Raw genomic sequence first — 17432 nt, forward strand, 5'->3', positions numbered from 1 at the left:
TGGCAGGTCCTCAGTAGCGGTACGACTGACCGTTGTGGCCGTTCTCGTAGCCGTCGTGGCCGTAGCCGTTGTGCGGGTAGCCGTACGACGGCTGCTGGCCGTTCGGCGCCGACGGGGACTGCTGGTCGCCGTCACGCTGCTGGGGCACCCACACTCCGCCCGGCGGGGTGTCCTGGTAGCCCTGCTCGGCAGCGGCGTAAGGGTCGGCGAACTGCTGCTGGTCGCCGTAGCCGCCGTACGAGTCGTAGCTCGGTGTGCCGACGTACGGGTCGGAGTAGGCCGCGTACTGCGGCTGGCCCGTCCCGTAGTCGTACCGGGCGGAGTAGGCGTCCTGGGATGCGTACATGTCCTGAGAGGCGTACGCGTCCTGGGCCTGGGCGGCCGTCGGCTGCTCGTACGGGGAGGCATAGGAGCCGTAGCCGTCGTAGTACTGCTGGCCCTGGCCGTAACCCTGGTCCCCCGACGGGTCGGGGGACGCCGCCTGGGCGGTGCCGTACCCGGAATCGCCGTAGACGCCGTACTGGCCGGTCTCGTCGGTCATCGGCACCGGCTCGTAGACCGCTGTGGACTCGTCCGCCGCCGGCTGGTCGCCCTCGTCCGGTTCATAGGCGAGGTCCGAGACCTCGAGGGCGGGCTCGCGCTGGGCGCCGCCTGAGGCCCTGCGGCGCCGACTGGACCCCGGGGCGCCGCCTATCGCCCAGCCCGTGGAGAATCCCCGCCGGAAGGACAGGGTGACGTACGTCTGGCCGATCGCGAAGCAGACCGCACCGATCCCGATGACGATCACGTTGGGCATCAGCACACCGAGCACCACGCCGAGGAATCCGGCGAACGCGAGCAGACGCCACCGCAGCCGCGCCTTGTACTGCAGCAGCACCTCGCCGAGCAGCCACAGCGCGACAATGCCGAACGCGATGTAGAGCGCAGTCCAGCCCATGCCCGCCCCTCTCATCGGCCACCGCCGGGGGTCGTGGCGGGTGTGGCCGGTTACGACTGCTCGTGCAGTCCGAGATTCTCGTAGATTTCCAGCGTCGCGGTGGAGTTGTTGAGCGTAATGAAGTGCAATCCGGGGACATCCTCGGACAGCAGCCGTGCACAGAACTCCGTCGCGAACTCGATGCCAATGGAGCGTACAGCGGCGGGATCGCCGGCGGCCGCGCGCATCCGCTCTTCCAGGGCGGACGGGAAGGACGCGTTGCTCAGCTCACGGAAGCGTTCGATCTGCTTCACGCTGGTCACGGGCATGATCTCGGGGATGATCGGTGTCTCACAGCCGGCCGCGGCGACCCGGTCGCGCAGCCTGAAGTAATCCTCCGGATGAAAGAACATCTGGGTGATCGCATAGTCGGCACCGGCCCGGCACTTGTCGACGAAGTACCGGACGTCCGAGTCCCAGTCCGCCGACCGCGGGTGCATCTCGGGGAAGGCCGCGACCCCGACGCAGAAGTCCCCGGCGTCCTTGATCAGCCGCACCAGGTCGGCGGCGAAGGTCACACCGTCCGGGTGTTTGATCCAATCGCCCATCGGGTCACCGGGCGGGTCGCCGCGCAGGGCGAGCATATTGCGAATGCCTGCGTCGGCGAACTGGCCGATCATGTTGCGCAGCTCCGCCACGGAGTGGCCCACCGCAGTGAGGTGGGCGACCGGCGTCAGAGTGGTGTCCGCGGCGATCTGCTGGGTGGCCTTGACGGTGCCGGCGCGGGTGGATCCGCCGGCTCCATAGGTCACGGAGACGAAGTTCGGGCCCACCGCCTCGACCCTGCGCAGGGCGTTCCAGAGGTTCCGTTCGCCCTTCTCCGTCTTGGGCGCCCAGAACTCAAAGGAGTACGAGGTCTTGCCGGTCGCCAGCAATTCGCGCACGGTGTGTGCGCGATCCGACCTGGTGGAAGCTGTGCCGAGGGCCATACTCGCAGGTTAGCCAGGGCTCGTGGGCGACCCAACCGTTGTCCATCTTTCGGACACGGACTGCTCGTAATCGGCCGGTGTCCCACTCAGCCGGTGTAGCTCCGTATCCGCTTGCCGAGATCGGCTGCCGCCGCGCCCGGATCGTCGGCCTCGGTGATCGCCCGGACGACGACCACACGGCGGGCTCCGGCGTCCAGCACCTGCTCGAGATTGCCCGCGTCGATGCCGCCGATCGCGAACCAGGGGCGGTCCTGTGGCAGCGCGGCCGCGTACCGCACCAGATCCAGGCCGGGGGCGTGCCGGCCCGGCTTGGTGGGGGTGGGCCAGCACGGTCCCGTGCAGTAGTAGTCCACCCCCGGCTGGACGGCGGCCGAGGCGGCCTCGTCCGGCGCATGGGTGGAGCGGCCGACGAGCACGTCGTCGCCGAGGATCGCCCGGGCGGCCGGTACGGGCAGATCGCCCTGGCCCAGATGCAGCACGTCGGCGCCGAGGGCATGGGCGACATCGGCCCGGTCGTTCACCGCGAGCAGCCTTCCGTGGCGGCGGCAGGCGTCGGCGAAGACGCCGAGGTGCTCGAGCTCCTCGCCGGCCTCCATGCCCTTGTCCCGCAGCTGCACGATGTCCACACCGCCGGAGAGCACAGCGTCCAGGAACTCGGGGAGGTCCCCCTGGCGTCTGCGGGCGTCCGTGCACAGATAGAGCCGGGCGTCGGACAGGCGCGCGCGAGCGGTGGACATGAGGTGCTCCCCCCAGGTGACGGGTCGGGCGGTGTACGGACCCGGGCGCGGGCGGCGGCCACCCCGCCCCGTCCATGACGGAGCAGGGCGCACGCGTCGCCCCACCGGTCCGTACACCGCGTCCGGTGATGTACGGACCGGCGTCCGGTGGCGTGGATCAGTTCGTCAGACGGCGAGCGCCTGGGCCCGGCGCTTCACCTCCGTGCCGCGATTCTCGCTGAGTGCCTCCGCGGGGGTGCCCGGCAGGGTCGGGTCGGGCGTGAAGAGCCACTCGAGCATTTCTTCGTCGGTGAAGCCGTCGTCCTTCAGCAGGGTCAGGGTGCCGGCCAGGCCCTTGACGACCTTGTCGCCCTTGATGAAGGCGGCCGGGACCTGAAGTGTCCGGTTCTCACCACGGCGCACGGCGATCAGCTGGCCCTCCTTGACCAGCTGGCGCACTCGCGTCACCTCGACATCGAGCATTTCCGCGATATCCGGCAGGTGGAGCCAGGCGGGGACGAGAGCATCGGTCTTTGCGTCAATCTGGGTCACGGGACAAGCGTGCCATCCCGGACTGACAGCCGACAGCCGGACCCTAGAGTGCTGCGGCCTTCAGGGGGACCCCGGGGTCCCCCGCACGGACGGGATCGAGCCGTGCTCCCGCCTCGATGAGCCGGCGCCCCTGGGCCAGGTCACGGGGCCTGCCGACCGCGAGGACCGCGACCACGACCCCGTCCCTGAGCCACACCACGGACCAGGCGGAATCGACCGCGGGGTCGCCCCGCCGGACGAGTGTCCCCGCGCCTTCGTGGCGGCCCGCGTACTGGACGAAGCGGCCGAACTGCTCGGACCAGAAGTACGGCACCGGGTCGTAGACCTGCGGCGGCTGCCCCTGCGCGACGCGCAGCACATTGGCGGCGACCGTGCGCGGACCCTGCAGGGCGTTGTCCCAGTGGTGGACGAGGAGCCGCGTCCCGTAGCGCCGTGAGGGGAAGGATGCGCAGTCGCCCACCGCGTAGACGTCGGGCAGCGAGGTGCGCAGATACTCGTCGGCGGTGACCGAGCCGTCCGGCCCGAGGCCGATGCCCGAGCCGGCGAGCCAGCGGGTCGCGGGGCGCGCGCCGATGCCCACGACCACGGCTCCCGCCCTCAGCCGCCGGGCCTCCCCCGGGTCCTTCGCGCGGGAGCCGCTCCCCGCGATGACGACCGCGCCCGGTTCGACGCCGGTGACACGCGCGCCCGTGACCAGTTCGGCGCCGCTGCGCGCGTACCAGTCGGCCATGGGAGCGGTCACCTCGGCGGGCAGGGCTCCCGCGAGGGGACGGTCCGCGGCCTCCACCACGGTGACCGCGCAGCCGGCCTCGCGGGCGGCGGTGGCGAACTCCGCCCCGATCCAGCCGGCGCCGATCACCACGATGTCGTGCTGCCTTTCCAGTACCGGGCGCAGCCGCCGCGCGTCGTCGAGCGTGCGCAGCAGATGGACCCCCTGGATCCCCTCGGTGCCGGGGAGGGTGAGGGGCTCGGCGCCGGTCGCGATCACCAGGGTGTCGTAGGGGACGGGGCCTTCCGGGGTGTCGAGCTCATGGGCGTCCGGGCGAAGCCCGTCGACCTCGCGGCCCAGCTGGAGTTCGATGCCGAGCCCTGCGAAGTCGATGTCGAGTGCGGAACCCTCCGCCGTACCGAGCAGCACGGCCTTGGAAAGCGGCGGCCGGTCGTAGGGCTGGTGGGGCTCGGCGCCGATCAGGGTGACGGCACCGGTGAAGCCCTGGTCGCGCAGGGCCACGGCGGTCTGGGCCCCGGCCATCCCCGCCCCGACGATGACGACTCGGCGCTGCTGTCCTGTGCTCCCGCCTGCCGTGCGATCGGGTGCCGTGATGCCGCGCGCCGTGTTCTCGGGTGCCGTGTGCTCGTTCACCGGCCCAGCCTAACCATCTGACGGACCGTCAGGAAGATGCTCGCCGCCCGGGAGCAGGGCCTGAAGCCGCCGGTCCGCCTGCAGATCTCGCAATCTGCGGGTCTCGCAATCGACGGATCTCGCGATCAACCCCTGCCCCGCTATGCGGAGGCTTTCGCCACGGCAACGCCGATGAGCTCGGCCGCCACGGCTTCGCCGATCAAAACCCATCCGGCCTCCTGGGCTTCGCGATCCGCATCGGGGAGCTTTGTCGGTTCCCAGCGCAGATCCCGACCGAACGCCTCGTCACGCTTTTCCTCTCCGGGCAGCAGCCGACGTCTGAGAACGATCCCGTCGTTTTCTTTCGACGTGTAGAACGAGATACGCCCCTTGCCGTCCAGGGCGTTGAGCCCGGTCTCACTGAGCGAGACAAACGGAGCTGTGCCGATATTCCCCTTGAGGCTCTTGGCGCGGAACGACACACCCATCACATCGAGGCCGCCAGTATTGTCCTGCACAAATTCCCCGCCCCGCTCGTAGAAGAGAACCAGCGGCTCGTAGAGATCGGGGAGGTCGGGGGTGCCTGCTGGTTCATGTGCGCGGATCGCCGCCATGCGCACCGCACCCCGGCACGTGACCCGGAGGAGCATCCCCGGCACAGTGCGCAGGAATTCCTCGAGCTCTGCGGAGAATTCCCCGGAGAGCTGGAAACCGGAGTCCATGTACTCCGTCACGTCGAAGAAAGGCCACGCCGCATCGGCGGAGTACGCCTCGGCCCACAGAGCCGCGCGCCTGAGATACTCGCGCATAAGAATACGGCGCGACATGACACGACCAAGCACGGCGTCCCAGTCGCCGGTCCACTCCACCGCACGGAGACGATCCAGCATTGCGGATGAAAGCCGGTCGGTCACTTCAGCTCGATTCCCCTCAATCGCAGCTCCTGGAAGGCGCGTCACCGCCTCGTCGATGGTGGGGAGACCAGGTGTCGGTTCGGGCTTCGGAACGTCAAGACCAAACCCGCCCCCGCACCAATGCCTTCGGGATACCCGGCACCATGTCACCCCGCCGCGGGCTCCCTTACCGGCGCTCGGGTACGAGCGTTAGGGTGGCCACCGTACTGCTACTCGCGGGAGCCCGGCCGCACCGGGCTGAGAGGGAGGCTGAGGCGGCCTCCGACCGTACGAACCTGATCCGGGTCATGCCGGCGAAGGGAGGGTCCGGACACCCATGCATCCACGTACGTCCGCGGACGTCCTGGTCATCGGGGGCGGAATCATCGGCCTGGTCACGGCCTGGCGGGCGGCGCAGCGAGGGCTGCGCACCGCGCTGGCCGACCCCGACCCCGGCGGCGGGGCCGCACAGGTCGCGGCGGGCATGCTCGCCGCCGTCACCGAGCTCCACTACGGCGAGGAGACGCTCCTCGGCCTCAATCTCGCCTCAGCCCGGCGCTATCCGGACTTCGTCGCCGAACTGGAGGAGGCGAGCGGGCAGGACACCGGCTACCGCTCCTGCGGCACGCTCGCGGTCGCCCTGGACGCCGACGACCGTGCCCATCTGCGCGAGCTGCACGCGCTGCAGCAACGCTGCGGACTGGATTCGCAGTGGCTCACCGGCCGTGAGTGCCGCCGTCTCGAGCCCATGCTCGCGCCCTCGGTGCGGGGCGGGCTGCGAGTGGACGGCGACCACCAGATCGATCCGCGGCGGCTGGCGAGCGCGCTGGTGACGGCCTGCGAGCGGGCCGGGGTGGTCTTCCATCGCGCCTGGGCCACCCGACTCTCGGTCACGGGCGACCGTGCCGGCGGAGCAATCCTCGGCGGGAACCGCACCGGGGTGCCGGCCGCCGACCGCCATGAGGTGACCGCGGAGCAGGTGGTGCTGGCCGCGGGAAGTCTGAGCGGCCGGCTGGACGGGCTTCCCGACGAGGTCCTGCCGCCGGTGCGACCGGTGAAGGGGCAGGTGCTGCGGCTGACGGTGCCCGGCCCCCGTGCACCGTTCCTGTCCCGGACGGTACGGGCCGTGGTGCGGGGCAGCCAGGTGTACCTCGTACCGCGCGAGAACGGTGAGCTGGTCGTCGGCGCGACCAGCGAGGAGCTCGGCTGGGACACGACGGTCACGGCCGGCGGGGTGTACGAGCTCCTGCGCGACGCGCACGAGCTGGTACCGGGCATCACGGAGCTGCCGCTCACCGAGACCCGCGCGGGGCTGCGACCCGCCTCGCCGGACAACGCACCGCTCCTCGGGCCGACGGAGCTGCCCGGGCTGCTGATGGCCACGGGCCACTACCGCAACGGGGTGCTGCTCACCCCGGTGACGGGCGACCTCCTCGCCGAGGCACTGGCCACGGGTGAGCTGCCGGAGATGGCACGTCCCTTCGCGCCCCAGCGCTTTCTCCATGCTCCGGCGCATTCACCCGCTCCGACGAGTGCTCGCGATGCGCGGGGCTCCGCCCCTTCACAGGGCTCCCCCGGTTCGCCGGCACGCCCGCCCTTCGGCCGGGGGTACCCCCAGGAGGTGTCCGTATGAGCGCGACCGTGAAGCTGACCGTCTCCGTCAACGGGGAGCCGCGGGACATCTCCGCCGGCACCACGCTCGACGCCCTCGTCGCGACGCTGACGGCGGCACCGTCCGGGGTCGCAGCCGCCGTGAACGAGTCGGTCGTCCCCCGCAGCGAGTGGTCCGCGACCCCGCTCGGCGACGGCGACCGGGTCGAGGTCCTCACCGCGGTGCAGGGAGGGTGATCGCCACCATGGCGGACGATCGTTTCCTGCTGGGCGGGGTGGACTTCTCGTCCCGGCTGATCATGGGCACGGGCGGGGCTCCGAGCCTCGACGTCCTGGAGCGCGCCTTGATCGCGAGCGGTACGGAGCTCACGACCGTGGCCATGCGGCGGCTGGACCCGACGGTGCGGGGCTCCGTGCTGTCGGTGCTGGACCGGCTGGACATCCGGGTGCTGCCGAACACCGCCGGCTGCTTCACGGCGGGCGAGGCGGTGCTGACGGCCCGGCTCGCGCGCGAGGCGCTGGGGACGCACTGGATCAAGCTCGAGGTCGTCGCGGACGAGCGCACCCTGCTGCCCGACCCGGTCGAGCTCCTGGACGCGGCGGAGGTCCTGGTCGACGACGGCTTCGTCGTCCTGCCGTACACCAACGACGACCCGGTCCTCGCACGGAAGCTGGAGGACGTCGGCTGCGCGGCGATCATGCCGCTGGGCTCGCCGATCGGCTCCGGCCTGGGAATCCGCAATCCGCACAACTTCCAGCTGATCACCGAGCAGGCGGGCGTCCCGGTGATCCTGGACGCGGGGGCGGGCACGGCGTCGGACGCCGCACTGGCGATGGAGCTGGGGTGCGCGGCCGTGATGCTCGCCTCGGCGGTCACCCGCGCGCAGGAGCCCGTGCTGATGGCCGAGGCGATGCGCCACGCGGTCGAGGCGGGCCGGCTGGCCCACCGGGCCGGCCGTATCCCGCGCCGCCACTTCGCCGAGGCGTCGTCCCCCGTGGAGGGTCGTGCGGTGCTGGATCCGGAGCGCCCGGCGTTCTGAACGCCCGGGCCGGCCGGCGAGCCTACCCACCGGGCGCCTTCTCACTCCCGGCGCGTCACAGCAGCGCTGCAGTACGGTGCGGGGGCGGTCCCGGGGAAGAGCGACCCCTCGTACGGCTCGTAGACTCGCCTGCGTGGATACGACCCTTCAGGACCCCCTCGTCGGGCAGCTGCTCGACGGCCGCTACCGCGTCGACGCGCGTATCGCCGTCGGCGGGATGGCCACGGTCTACCGGGCCGTGGACACCCGGCTGGACCGGGTGCTCGCCCTCAAGGTGATGCACCCGGACCTCGCGACGGACACCTCGGTCGTGGAGCGTTTCATCCGTGAGGCGAAGTCCGTTGCCCGGCTGTCCCATCCCAATGTGGTGGGGGTGTTCGACCAGGGTGCGCAGGGCGCGTACGTCTATCTGGCGATGGAGTACGTCCCCGGGTGCACCCTGCGCGACGTGCTGCGCGAGCGGGGCGCTCTCCAGCCGCGTGCCGCGCTCGACATCCTGGAGCCGGTGCTGGCGGCGCTGGGGGCGGCCCACCGGGCCGGATTCGTCCACCGGGACATGAAGCCCGAGAACGTCCTGATCGGGGACGACGGCCGGGTCAAGGTGGCCGATTTCGGACTGGTCAGGGCCGTGGGGTCGGTGACGAACACCACGGGCTCGGTGCTCGGCACCGTCTCGTACCTCGCACCGGAGCAGATCGAGTCCGGCACCGCCGACACCCGCGCCGACGTCTACGCCTGCGGCGTCGTCCTCTACGAGATGCTGACCGGCTCCAAGCCGCACACCGGGGAATCCCCCGCGCAGGTCCTCTACCAGCATCTGAACGAGGACGTGCCCGCCCCGTCCGCCGCCGTTCCCGGGCTTGCCCCGGGACTGGACGCGCTCGTCGCGGGCGCGACCTCTCGCAACCCCGAGCTGCGCCCGGACGACGCCGTCGCGCTCCTCGCACGCACCCGCGAGACCCGTGCCGCCCTCGACGACGCACAGCTCGACGCCGTACCGCCGCAGGCCAGGACCACGGAACACAACGCGGCCGAGGACCGGACGAGTGTGATCCCCCGCGCGTTCCCCGCCGGTCCGGGGGCCGTCCAGCACACCAGCCGCCTGGTGATGCCGCCGGACGCCACCACGCCGTCCGATCACGGTCCGGCGCGGCCCCGGGGACCACGGCAGCCTCGCCGGGCGGTGCTCGCGACGGTCGTGGCCGCGCTGCTGCTGCTCGGCGTGGGCACCGGGGTCTGGTACATCAACTCCGGGCAGTTCACCCGCGTCCCCTCCGTGCTCGGCAAGACCGAGGCCGCGGCGAAGAAGCGGCTGACCGACGCCGGACTCGAGGTCGAGCCGTCGAAGAAGGACTTCAGCGAGGTCTTCGAACGCGGCACCGTCATGGCCTCCACCCCTGAGCAGGGCAAGCGCATCCGGCAGAACGGTTCGGTCACCCTGGTGATCTCCCGGGGCCCCGAGATCGTCAAGGTGCCCCGGCTGGAGGGCCTGCCCCTCGCCGAGGCCCGCAGCGCCCTGCGCAAGGTGGGTCTGGCGCCGGGCGTGGTCACCAAGAAGTTCGACGAGGACACCGCCAAGGGCACCGTGACCGGCTCGGAGCCGGTGACCGGGACCGGTGTACGCCCGGACTCCGCGGTCGCCCTCGTCGTCAGCCAGGGCGCGCCGATCGATGTGCCCAAGGTCGTCGGGAACACGGTCGACGACGCCACGAGCACCCTCCAGGACGCGGGACTGAAGGTCACGATCGCCCCCCAGCAGGTGCACTCCCCCGAGGAGGCCGGAAGGGTTGCCGTGCAGTCCCCGGCCGCGAGCGGGCAGGCGGCCGAGGGCGACACGATCACCCTCACCGTCTCCAAGGGGCCGCGCATGATCAAGGTCCCGGACGTCATCGGTCAGGACGCCGCATCGGCGCAGCGCCGGCTGGAGAAGGCGGGCTTCCAGGTGAAGGTCGAGCGCAACTTCCCCTTCCTCGGCAACGAGGTCGAGAGCCAGTCCGTGACCGGGGGCGGGACGGCGCCCGAGGGCAGCACGATCACCATCAAGACCAAGGGCCTCTGACGGCGGCCTCAGCACTGGCCGGGCACCCGGGCGGACCGGGGCCGGGGGCTTGAGAAAGGGATGACGGAAGCGATGCACAACCCCGTCGGCGCCCATGTTCCCGTGGCCGGTGGCCTGGCCCGGTCGGGGCTGGCGTACGCGCGCGAGATCGGCGCCGAGACCGTCCAGGTCTTCGTCGCCAATCCACGTGGCTGGGCGACACCCGCAGGCAACCCGGCGCAGGACGAGAGGTTCCGGGCCGAGTGCGCGGCGGAGGGCATACCGGCGTATGTGCACGCCCCGTATCTGATCAACTTCGGGTCGCACACCCCGGCGACCGCCGAGAGATCCGTGGAGTCGCTGCGGCACTCGCTGCGCCGCGGCCGGGAGATCGGCGCCCTGGGCGTGGTGGTCCACACCGGGTCGGCCACCGGGGGCCGCGGGCGCGAGGTGGCGCTCGGGCAGGTGCGTGAGCTGATGCTGCCGCTGCTGGACGAGCTGACGCACGACGACGATCCGTGTCTGCTGCTGGAGTCCACCGCCGGTCAGGGCTTCTCGCTCTGCTCCACGGCCGAGGACCTCGGCCCGTATTTCGCGGCGCTGGACGCCCATCCGAAGCTGGGCGTGTGCCTGGACACCTGCCATGTCTTCGCCGCCGGACACGACCTGGCGGCGCCCGGCGGGGTGAAGGAGACCCTGGATCTCCTGGTGGAGACGGTCGGCGAGGGCCGGCTGAAACTGATCCACGCCAACGACTCCAAGGAACCGGCGGGATCGCACCGGGACCGGCACGCGAACATCGGCGCGGGCCACATCGGCGAGGAGCCGTTCCGGGAGCTGATGGCGCATCCGGCGGCCGAGGGTGTACCGCTGGTCATCGAGACTCCGGGGCCGAAGGCGGCCTACGCTGCGGATCTGGCGCGGCTGAAGGAACTCCGCCGGGCCTGACGGGACCGACGGAGCGGAGCCCGGGCACCGTCCCCGAGGTCAGAGCTCGGGGCCGTCCCCCGGCTCCTCCTGGTAGGAGTAGCGGTGCTCCCGCCAGGGGTCTCCGAGGTTGTGATAGCCCCGCTCCTCCCAGAAGCCCCGGCGGTCGGCGGTCATGTACTCGATCCCCCGCACCCACTTCGGGCCCTTCCAGGCGTACAGATGCGGGACGACGAGCCGCAGCGGGAAGCCGTGCTCGGCGGTGAGCAGCTCACCGTCCTTGTGGGTGGCGAATATCGTGCGCTCGGACAGGAAGTCGGAGAGCCGCAGATTGGCGCTGTATCCGTACTCGGCCCAGACCATGACATGGGTGACGGACGGCGTGGGCGGAGCGAGCTCGAAGACGGTCCGGGCCGGGATCCCGCCCCATTCGGCCCCGAGCATGCTGAACTTCGTCACACAGTGCAGGTCGGCGACGACCGTCGCGAACGGCAGCGCCGAGAACTCCTCGTGGTTCCAGCAGCGCTTGTCGCCGTCCGCCGTGGCGCCGAAGACCCGGAACTCCCAGCGGTCCGCCTTGAACTTGGGGACGGGCCCGTAGTGGGTGACGGGCCAGCCGCGCTGCAGCCGCTGCCCCGGAGGAAGCCTGGACTGGTCGGACTCTCGAATTTCCCGACTCTCCGGCTGACCCATGCCTTCCATGGTGACAGACCGCGAGGGGTGGTCATGACCAGGTCTGGCCCGATTCGGGCAACTCCTACTAAGCATGCACTTACTGGACGGCCTTGGATCACGGTGCGAGGATGCGCCCATCCTGCCCCAGTCACACGCGCGGAAGGAGCCTCTGCGATGCAGGGCGACCCTGAGGTCATCGAGTTCCTCAATGAGCAGCTGACTGCCGAATTGACCGCGATCAACCAGTACTTCCTGCACGCGAAGATGCAGGAGAACTTCGGCTGGACGAAGCTCGCCAAGTACACCCGGGCGGAGTCGTTCGACGAGATGAAGCACGCGGAGGTGCTCACCGACCGGATCCTGTTCCTGGAGGGCCTCCCGAACTACCAGCGGCTCTTCCACGTCAGGATCGGGCAGACGGTCACCGAGATGTTCCAGGCCGACCGGCAGGTCGAGGTGGAGGCCATCGACCGGCTGCGGCGCGGGATCGAGGTCATGCGGAACAAGGGCGACATCACGTCCGCGAACATCTTCGAGTCGATCCTGGCGGACGAGGAGCACCACATCGACTATCTCGACACCCAGCTGGAGCTGGTCGAGAAGCTGGGCGAGCCCCTGTACATCGCACAGCTCATCGAGCAGCCGGAGAGCTGACGAAGGGCCGGGCGGTCACCGGCCGGAGCAAGCCGCACGGAGGCGGGCCCGAGGCTCGGGACGGCCCTCAGGCTGCTTCGGGAAGCGGCTGAAGAGCCGGCCGCGACTGCTGGGCCGGGACGTCGGTGTCCGCGGACAGCGCCGCGGTGCCGTTGCCCTGCTCGACGAGCTCCCGGCGGGGGCAGGCGCCACGGCCGAGGATCCCCTGGATGCGCCGGACACACGAGCCGCAGTCCGTGCCGGCCTTGGAGACCGACGCGATCTGCCGGGGAGTGCAGGCACCGGCTTCCGCGTGTTCCTTGACCTGCTTCTCGGTGATGCCGAAGCACGAGCAGACGTACACGCGGTTCACCTCCCGGCGGGATCGATAAGGGCTGCCGTCCCGACTGATCGGTGAGGCTAACCTAACCTTACCCGCCACCCCCGGGTGGCAAAAGCCCTGGGGACGACGGTGGGGCGCGGATCACACGGATCCGCGCCCCACCCTCATGGCTGCTGGTCACGGCCGGTGCACAGTGCGTCGACCGGCCCCGTGATCACTGGTCCCGGTACATCTCCGCCACCAGGAACGCCAGGTCCAGCGACTGGCTGCGGTTGAGCCTCGGGTCGCAGGCCGTCTCGTAGCGCTGGTGCAGATCGTCGACGAAGATCTCGTCGCCGCCGCCCACGCACTCGGTGACGTCGTCACCGGTGAGCTCGACGTGGATGCCGCCCGGGTGCGTGCCGAGTGCCTTGTGGACCTCGAAGAAGCCCTTGACCTCGTCCAGCACGTCGTCGAAGCGCCGCGTCTTGTGTCCGGAGGCCGCCTCGAAGGTGTTGCCGTGCATCGGGTCGGTCACCCAGGCCACCGTCGCACCCGACGCCGTGACCTTCTCCACCAGGTCGGGGAGCCGGTCACGGACCTTGTCGGCGCCCATGCGGACGATGAAGGTCAGCCGGCCGGGCTCGCGCTCCGGGTCCAGCTTCTCGATGTACTGCAGGGCCTCGTCGACCGTCGTGGTCGGGCCGAGCTTCACACCGATGGGGTTGCGGATCTTCGACGCGAACTCGATGTGCGCCCCGTCCAGCTGACGGGTGCGCTCGCCGATCCAGACCATGTGGCCCGAGACGTCGTAGAGCTGGCCGGTACGGGAGTCGGTGCGGGTCAGCGCCGACTCGTAGTCGAGGAGGAGCGCCTCGTGGGAGGCGAAGAACTCGACGGTGCGGAACTCGGCCGGGTCGGTGCCACAGGCCTTCATGAAGTTCAGCGCGTTGTCGATCTCACGCGCGAGCTGCTCGTAGCGCTGCCCCGACGGGGACGACTTCACGAAGTCCTGGTTCCAGGCGTGCACCTGGCGCAGGTCGGCGTAACCGCCGGTGGTGAAGGCGCGCACCAGGTTCAGCGTCGACGAGGACGCGTGGTACATCCGCTTGAGGCGCTCGGGGTCGGGGATACGGGCTTCTTCGGTGAAGTCGAAGCCGTTGACGGAGTCGCCCCGGTAGGTCGGCAGTGTCACACCGTCGCGGGTCTCGGTCGGCTTGGAGCGCGGCTTCGAGTACTGGCCGGCGATCCGGCCGACCTTCACGACCGGCACGGACGCGGCGTACGTGAGCACCGCGCCCATCTGGAGCAGGGTCTTGAGCTTGTTCCGGATGTGCTCGGCGGACACCGCGTCGAACGCCTCGGCGCAGTCGCCGCCCTGGAGCAGGAACGCCTCGCCCCTGGCGACGGCTCCCATCCGGGCGCGCAGCTGATCGCACTCGCCCGCGAAGACGAGCGGCGGATACGACTCGAGGTCCGCGATCACATCGCGCAGAGCCTCGGCATCGGGGTACTCGGGCTGCTGCGCCGCGGGCAGGTTTTGCCAGGTGTTGCCACCGGTACCGGTGGTCTTAGCGTTCACGGTCACCTCGACAACATTACGTGGTCCCCAGGAGAGTCCATCCCTCTGCTCAGTTATTGAGACGAACCGGACTCCATCCGTGATCCACGTACGTAGCCCCGGGGATCCCGGGCAGGAGCACTCCCGTTACGCTCTCCCGCGGATGGGGGCGGACATGAACACGGGCCGGGGCGGATAGCGACGTGCGAGGAGCGCGGGCGACAGCGACGATCACCGGGGCACTGCTGTGCCTCGCTGTGTCGGTCTGGGGTGTCTGGCTGGTCTTCGGAGCCCGGCTGACGGCGGTCACGGGAGCGGGCCCGGCCGACGGCGTCCTCACGGTGTCCGAGTGCCACGGCAACCACGACATCGGGGGCAGCGTGCTCGGTGTGGACTGCGAGGGTGCCTACGCGGCGGCGGGAGGCCCGGCGACCCGCGACGACGTCGTACTGCGCGGGGCGGACGAGGAGTACCCGGCGGGCAGCCGGGTCGAGGTACGGCTCTCCGGAAGCACGGCGCTCGAGCCCTCGCCCGTGGACTTCGTCACCTACGCGACCTGGGCGGCCCTGCTCATGCTGCCCGGTGCGGCGGCGTTCCTGTGGCTGTCGGTCCTCGCCCGACGCGGCACCTCCCCGGCTCCGGGGCGTTACGTCCTGCTCGTCTTCGTCGGCGGGATCGGCGTCCTGCTGCTGGGCATCGTGATCCAGCTGCTGACGTCCCTCGTCGTCGCACTGGTCTGAACACCCTCCGACCACCGCACGGACCTCTGCTCGGCCGGGCACTCCGGCGCTCCCGGGTCTCCGGTCGTGGACACCGGCAGCCGCGCACCGTCCGCGTCGGCTAAGGTGCCTCGCATGTACGCGCTGACGAACCAGAACTGGTGGTGGCCCGCAGAACCGGCGGCCCACCTCATCGCGCGTACCCACTGAAGACCACCGCGAAGGCCGCCCGAGGGGCGGCCTTCTTCCGTTTCTGCCGGCCGTTCCTCTCCCATGACGGAAGGAACACCACGGATGGACATCATCGGCAGACTCCTGGACGACGCCGGCTCCCCTCCCTTCGCACTGCTGCGCCGGCGGACCCCGGGCCGGGACCGCGACACCGTCGACGTGCTGATCGGCCCGGTCCACGAGGCCGAGCGGCTCGCCGACATCCCGGTCGGCGACCTCCCCTCGCTCGCCATGGTGCCGTTCCGGCAGATCGCCGAACGCGGCTTCGAGGTGCGTGACGACGGCACACCGCTGGCGGTGCTGGTCGCGGAGGAGGCGTACGAACTGCCCGTGGACGAGGTGCTCGGCCGGCTTCCGGATCACGATGTGCGGGTCGAGGACGGCGCTTTCGACATCGGTGACGGGGAGTACGCGAGGACCGTCCGGCGGGTCGTCGAGGACGAGATCGGACAGGGCGAGGGGGCGAACTTCGTCATCCGGCGGACGTTCACCGGCGAGATCCCCGGCTTCGGCCGGGCCGACGCGCTCGCACTGTTCAAACGGCTGCTGGAGAGCGAGAGGGGCGCCTACTGGACGTTCGTCGTGCACACCGGAGACGGGAGGACGCTGGTGGGAGCGAGCCCGGAGGTGCACGTCCGGATGTCGGGCGGAACCGTCGTCATGAACCCGATCAGCGGCACCTACCGCTACCCCGCCGCCGGCCCCCGCCTGGACGGCCTGCTGGACTTCCTCGACGACCGCAAGGAGACCGACGAGCTGTCCATGGTCGTCGACGAGGAACTCAAGATGATGTGCACGGTCGGCGACATGGGCGGTGTGGTGATCGGCCCCCGGCTGAAGGAGATGGCGCACCTCGCGCACACCGAGTACGAACTGCGCGGGCGCTCCTCGCTCGACGTACGCGACGTGCTGCGCGAGACGATGTTCGCGGCGACGGTCACCGGGTCGCCGGTGCAGAACGCCTGCCGGGTGATCGCGCGCTACGAACCGGACGGGCGCGGCTACTACGCGGGCGCGCTCGCACTGCTCGGGCACGATGCGAACGGGGCGCAGACCCTGGACTCGCCCATCCTGATCCGTACCGCCGACATCTCGGCCACCGGCACGGTGCGCGTCCCGGTCGGCGCCACCCTCGTACGCCACTCGGACCCGGTCTCCGAGGTCGCCGAGACCCATGCCAAGGCGGCGGCGGTACTCGCCGCGCTGGGCGTCGAACCGCTTGCGCACGACGCGGGGGACGCACGGCCCGGGCGTACGGCCGCGGAGCACCCGGGCCGCCTGCTCGCCGACGACCCCCGGGTGCGGGAGGCGCTCGATGCGCGGCGCGCCGGACTCGCGCCGTTCTGGCTGCGGATGCAGTCCCGCCCGCAGGAGGTGACGGGGCACGCCCTCGTGGTGGACGGTGAGGACACGTTCACCGCGATGCTGGCCCATCTGCTGCGCGGCGCGGGGCTCGAGGTGACCGTGCGCCGCTACGACGAACCGGGCGTCAGGGAGGCGGCGCTCGGCCATCAGGGGCCGGTGGTGCTGGGCCCCGGGCCGGGCGACCCGTCGGACGGCACCGACCCGAAGATGCGTTTCCTCCGGTCGCTCACGGCGGAGCTGATGCACGGCAGGAGCGACGGGTCCGGCGCGGCCGTCCCGGCCCCCGCAGCCCAGAGTCCCGCACACCACGGTCTGCTCGGCGTCTGCCTCGGGCATGAACTGATCGCGGCGGAGCTGGGCCTGCCGATCGCCCGCAAGACGACCCCGTTCCAGGGGGCCCAGGCCCGTATCGGCCTCTTCGACGGCGAGGAGACGGTGGGCTTCTACAACAGCTTCACGGCGGTGTGCGACGGCGCGACGGCCGCGGCACTGGCCGTGCGGGGGATCGAGATCAGCCGTGATCCCGGTACGGACGAGGTCCATGCGCTGCGCGGGGACGGCTTCGCCGGGATCCAGTTCCACCCGGAGTCGGTGCTGACGCTCCGGGGCCCGGAGATCGTGCGCTCGCTGCTGGAGGGACTGGTCCGGGCGCCCACGGTGTAGAAGGCCGGCCCCTGCTTGGAGGGGTCGCGCCATGGCGGTGCCCGTTGCGGGCACCGCCACGGCGTGCCGTGAGGCCGGCCGGGCGGCTGCGGGCCGGCTTCACTGCGGGGTCTGCCACGGGGGCGGCGACGACCGAGACCCGCCGGGCCTGCGGCGTGCGCCGGGACCGCGACAGCACCCGGGTCTGCGGCCTCAGCCGCCGGACACGCTGGACGGCGGCCGGGACCGTGGTGTCGCGC

General features: G+C 70.9%; 17 protein-coding genes and 1 riboswitch. Of the genes, 8 read left to right on the plus strand and 9 right to left on the minus strand.

Translation table 11 applies throughout. From position 1 onward, the window contains the following. Positions 1–10: 10 nt before the first annotated feature. From ACTWOL_RS09605 to ACTWOL_RS09630, 6 genes are all read right to left on the minus strand, one after another. Positions 11–937, minus strand: a complete 927-nt coding sequence (locus ACTWOL_RS09605; protein ID WP_474296177.1) for a hypothetical protein — start codon at positions 935–937, stop codon at positions 11–13. A 50-nt stretch (positions 938–987) separates the two neighbouring features. Further along, entirely contained in the window at positions 988–1905 is a 918-nt protein-coding gene (metF, locus tag ACTWOL_RS09610; RefSeq protein ID WP_474296178.1) for a methylenetetrahydrofolate reductase [NAD(P)H], read from the minus strand. A gap of 86 nt (positions 1906–1991) precedes the next feature. Next, complete coding sequence (gene thiE / locus ACTWOL_RS09615; RefSeq protein WP_474296179.1) at positions 1992–2642, minus strand: thiamine phosphate synthase; 651 nt, start codon at positions 2640–2642, stop codon at positions 1992–1994. A gap of 165 nt (positions 2643–2807) precedes the next feature. Beyond that, a complete protein-coding gene (locus tag ACTWOL_RS09620) occupies positions 2808–3173 on the minus strand; it encodes an Rv2175c family DNA-binding protein (protein WP_474296180.1) in 366 nt (121 codons plus the stop codon). A 43-nt stretch (positions 3174–3216) separates the two neighbouring features. Then, a complete protein-coding gene (locus ACTWOL_RS09625) occupies positions 3217–4536 on the minus strand; it encodes an NAD(P)/FAD-dependent oxidoreductase (RefSeq protein WP_474296181.1) in 1320 nt (439 codons plus the stop codon). A 140-nt stretch (positions 4537–4676) separates the two neighbouring features. Next, positions 4677–5429 carry a hypothetical protein gene (locus ACTWOL_RS09630; RefSeq protein WP_474296182.1) on the minus strand — a complete coding sequence of 251 codons (753 nt, stop codon included), beginning with the start codon at positions 5427–5429 and terminating at the stop codon, positions 4677–4679. Between the two features lie 205 nt (positions 5430–5634). Next, positions 5635–5748, plus strand: a riboswitch (TPP riboswitch). Between ACTWOL_RS09630 and thiO the strand changes: the two genes are divergently transcribed. The 5 genes from thiO to ACTWOL_RS09655 all read left to right on the plus strand — a co-directional run bounded on the left by thiO (position 5746) and on the right by ACTWOL_RS09655 (position 11045). After that, on the plus strand, positions 5746–7041 hold the full coding sequence (thiO, locus tag ACTWOL_RS09635; RefSeq protein ID WP_474296183.1) for a glycine oxidase ThiO: 1296 nt from the start codon (positions 5746–5748) through the stop codon (positions 7039–7041). It overlaps the preceding riboswitch by 3 nt. A 14-nt stretch (positions 7042–7055) precedes the next feature. Further along, entirely contained in the window at positions 7056–7256 is a 201-nt protein-coding gene (gene thiS, locus ACTWOL_RS09640; protein WP_474301130.1) for a sulfur carrier protein ThiS, read from the plus strand. 8 nt (positions 7257–7264) lie between these two features. After that, on the plus strand, positions 7265–8059 hold the full coding sequence (locus tag ACTWOL_RS09645) for a thiazole synthase (RefSeq protein ID WP_474296184.1): 795 nt from the start codon (positions 7265–7267) through the stop codon (positions 8057–8059). 133 nt (positions 8060–8192) lie between these two features. Continuing rightward, positions 8193–10118, plus strand: a complete 1926-nt coding sequence (pknB, locus tag ACTWOL_RS09650) for a Stk1 family PASTA domain-containing Ser/Thr kinase (RefSeq protein WP_474296185.1) — start codon at positions 8193–8195, stop codon at positions 10116–10118. 72 nt (positions 10119–10190) lie between these two features. Beyond that, positions 10191–11045, plus strand: a complete 855-nt coding sequence (locus ACTWOL_RS09655; protein ID WP_474296186.1) for a deoxyribonuclease IV — start codon at positions 10191–10193, stop codon at positions 11043–11045. A gap of 39 nt (positions 11046–11084) precedes the next feature. Here ACTWOL_RS09655 and ACTWOL_RS09660 read toward each other — a convergent pair whose 3' ends face one another. Beyond that, positions 11085–11717: a sulfite oxidase-like oxidoreductase gene (locus ACTWOL_RS09660; RefSeq protein WP_474296187.1), complete on the minus strand. Its 633-nt coding sequence runs from the start codon at positions 11715–11717 to the stop codon at positions 11085–11087. Between the two features lie 156 nt (positions 11718–11873). On the opposite strand from ACTWOL_RS09660, the gene bfr reads away from it, so the two are divergent. Further along, positions 11874–12353, plus strand: a complete 480-nt coding sequence (gene bfr / locus ACTWOL_RS09665; RefSeq protein WP_361278417.1) for a bacterioferritin — start codon at positions 11874–11876, stop codon at positions 12351–12353. Positions 12354–12420: 67 nt separating this feature from the next. Here bfr and ACTWOL_RS09670 read toward each other — a convergent pair whose 3' ends face one another. Then, complete coding sequence (locus ACTWOL_RS09670) at positions 12421–12705, minus strand: (2Fe-2S)-binding protein (RefSeq protein ID WP_474296188.1); 285 nt, start codon at positions 12703–12705, stop codon at positions 12421–12423. A gap of 184 nt (positions 12706–12889) precedes the next feature. Continuing rightward, the gene (locus ACTWOL_RS09675) at positions 12890–14242 is read right to left on the minus strand and encodes a class II 3-deoxy-7-phosphoheptulonate synthase (protein WP_474296189.1); all 1353 of its coding nucleotides are present in this window, start codon (positions 14240–14242) and stop codon (positions 12890–12892) included. A gap of 176 nt (positions 14243–14418) precedes the next feature. On the opposite strand from ACTWOL_RS09675, the gene ACTWOL_RS09680 reads away from it, so the two are divergent. Together ACTWOL_RS09680 and ACTWOL_RS09685 are read left to right on the plus strand one after the other, a co-directional pair. Continuing rightward, positions 14419–14955 carry a hypothetical protein gene (locus tag ACTWOL_RS09680; RefSeq protein WP_474296190.1) on the plus strand — a complete coding sequence of 179 codons (537 nt, stop codon included), beginning with the start codon at positions 14419–14421 and terminating at the stop codon, positions 14953–14955. Between the two features lie 273 nt (positions 14956–15228). Beyond that, positions 15229–17193, plus strand: a complete 1965-nt coding sequence (locus ACTWOL_RS09685; protein WP_474296191.1) for an anthranilate synthase family protein — start codon at positions 15229–15231, stop codon at positions 17191–17193. Positions 17194–17432 lie beyond the last annotated feature (239 nt).

It is taken from the genome of Micromonospora sp. IBHARD003, from assembly GCF_056106285.1.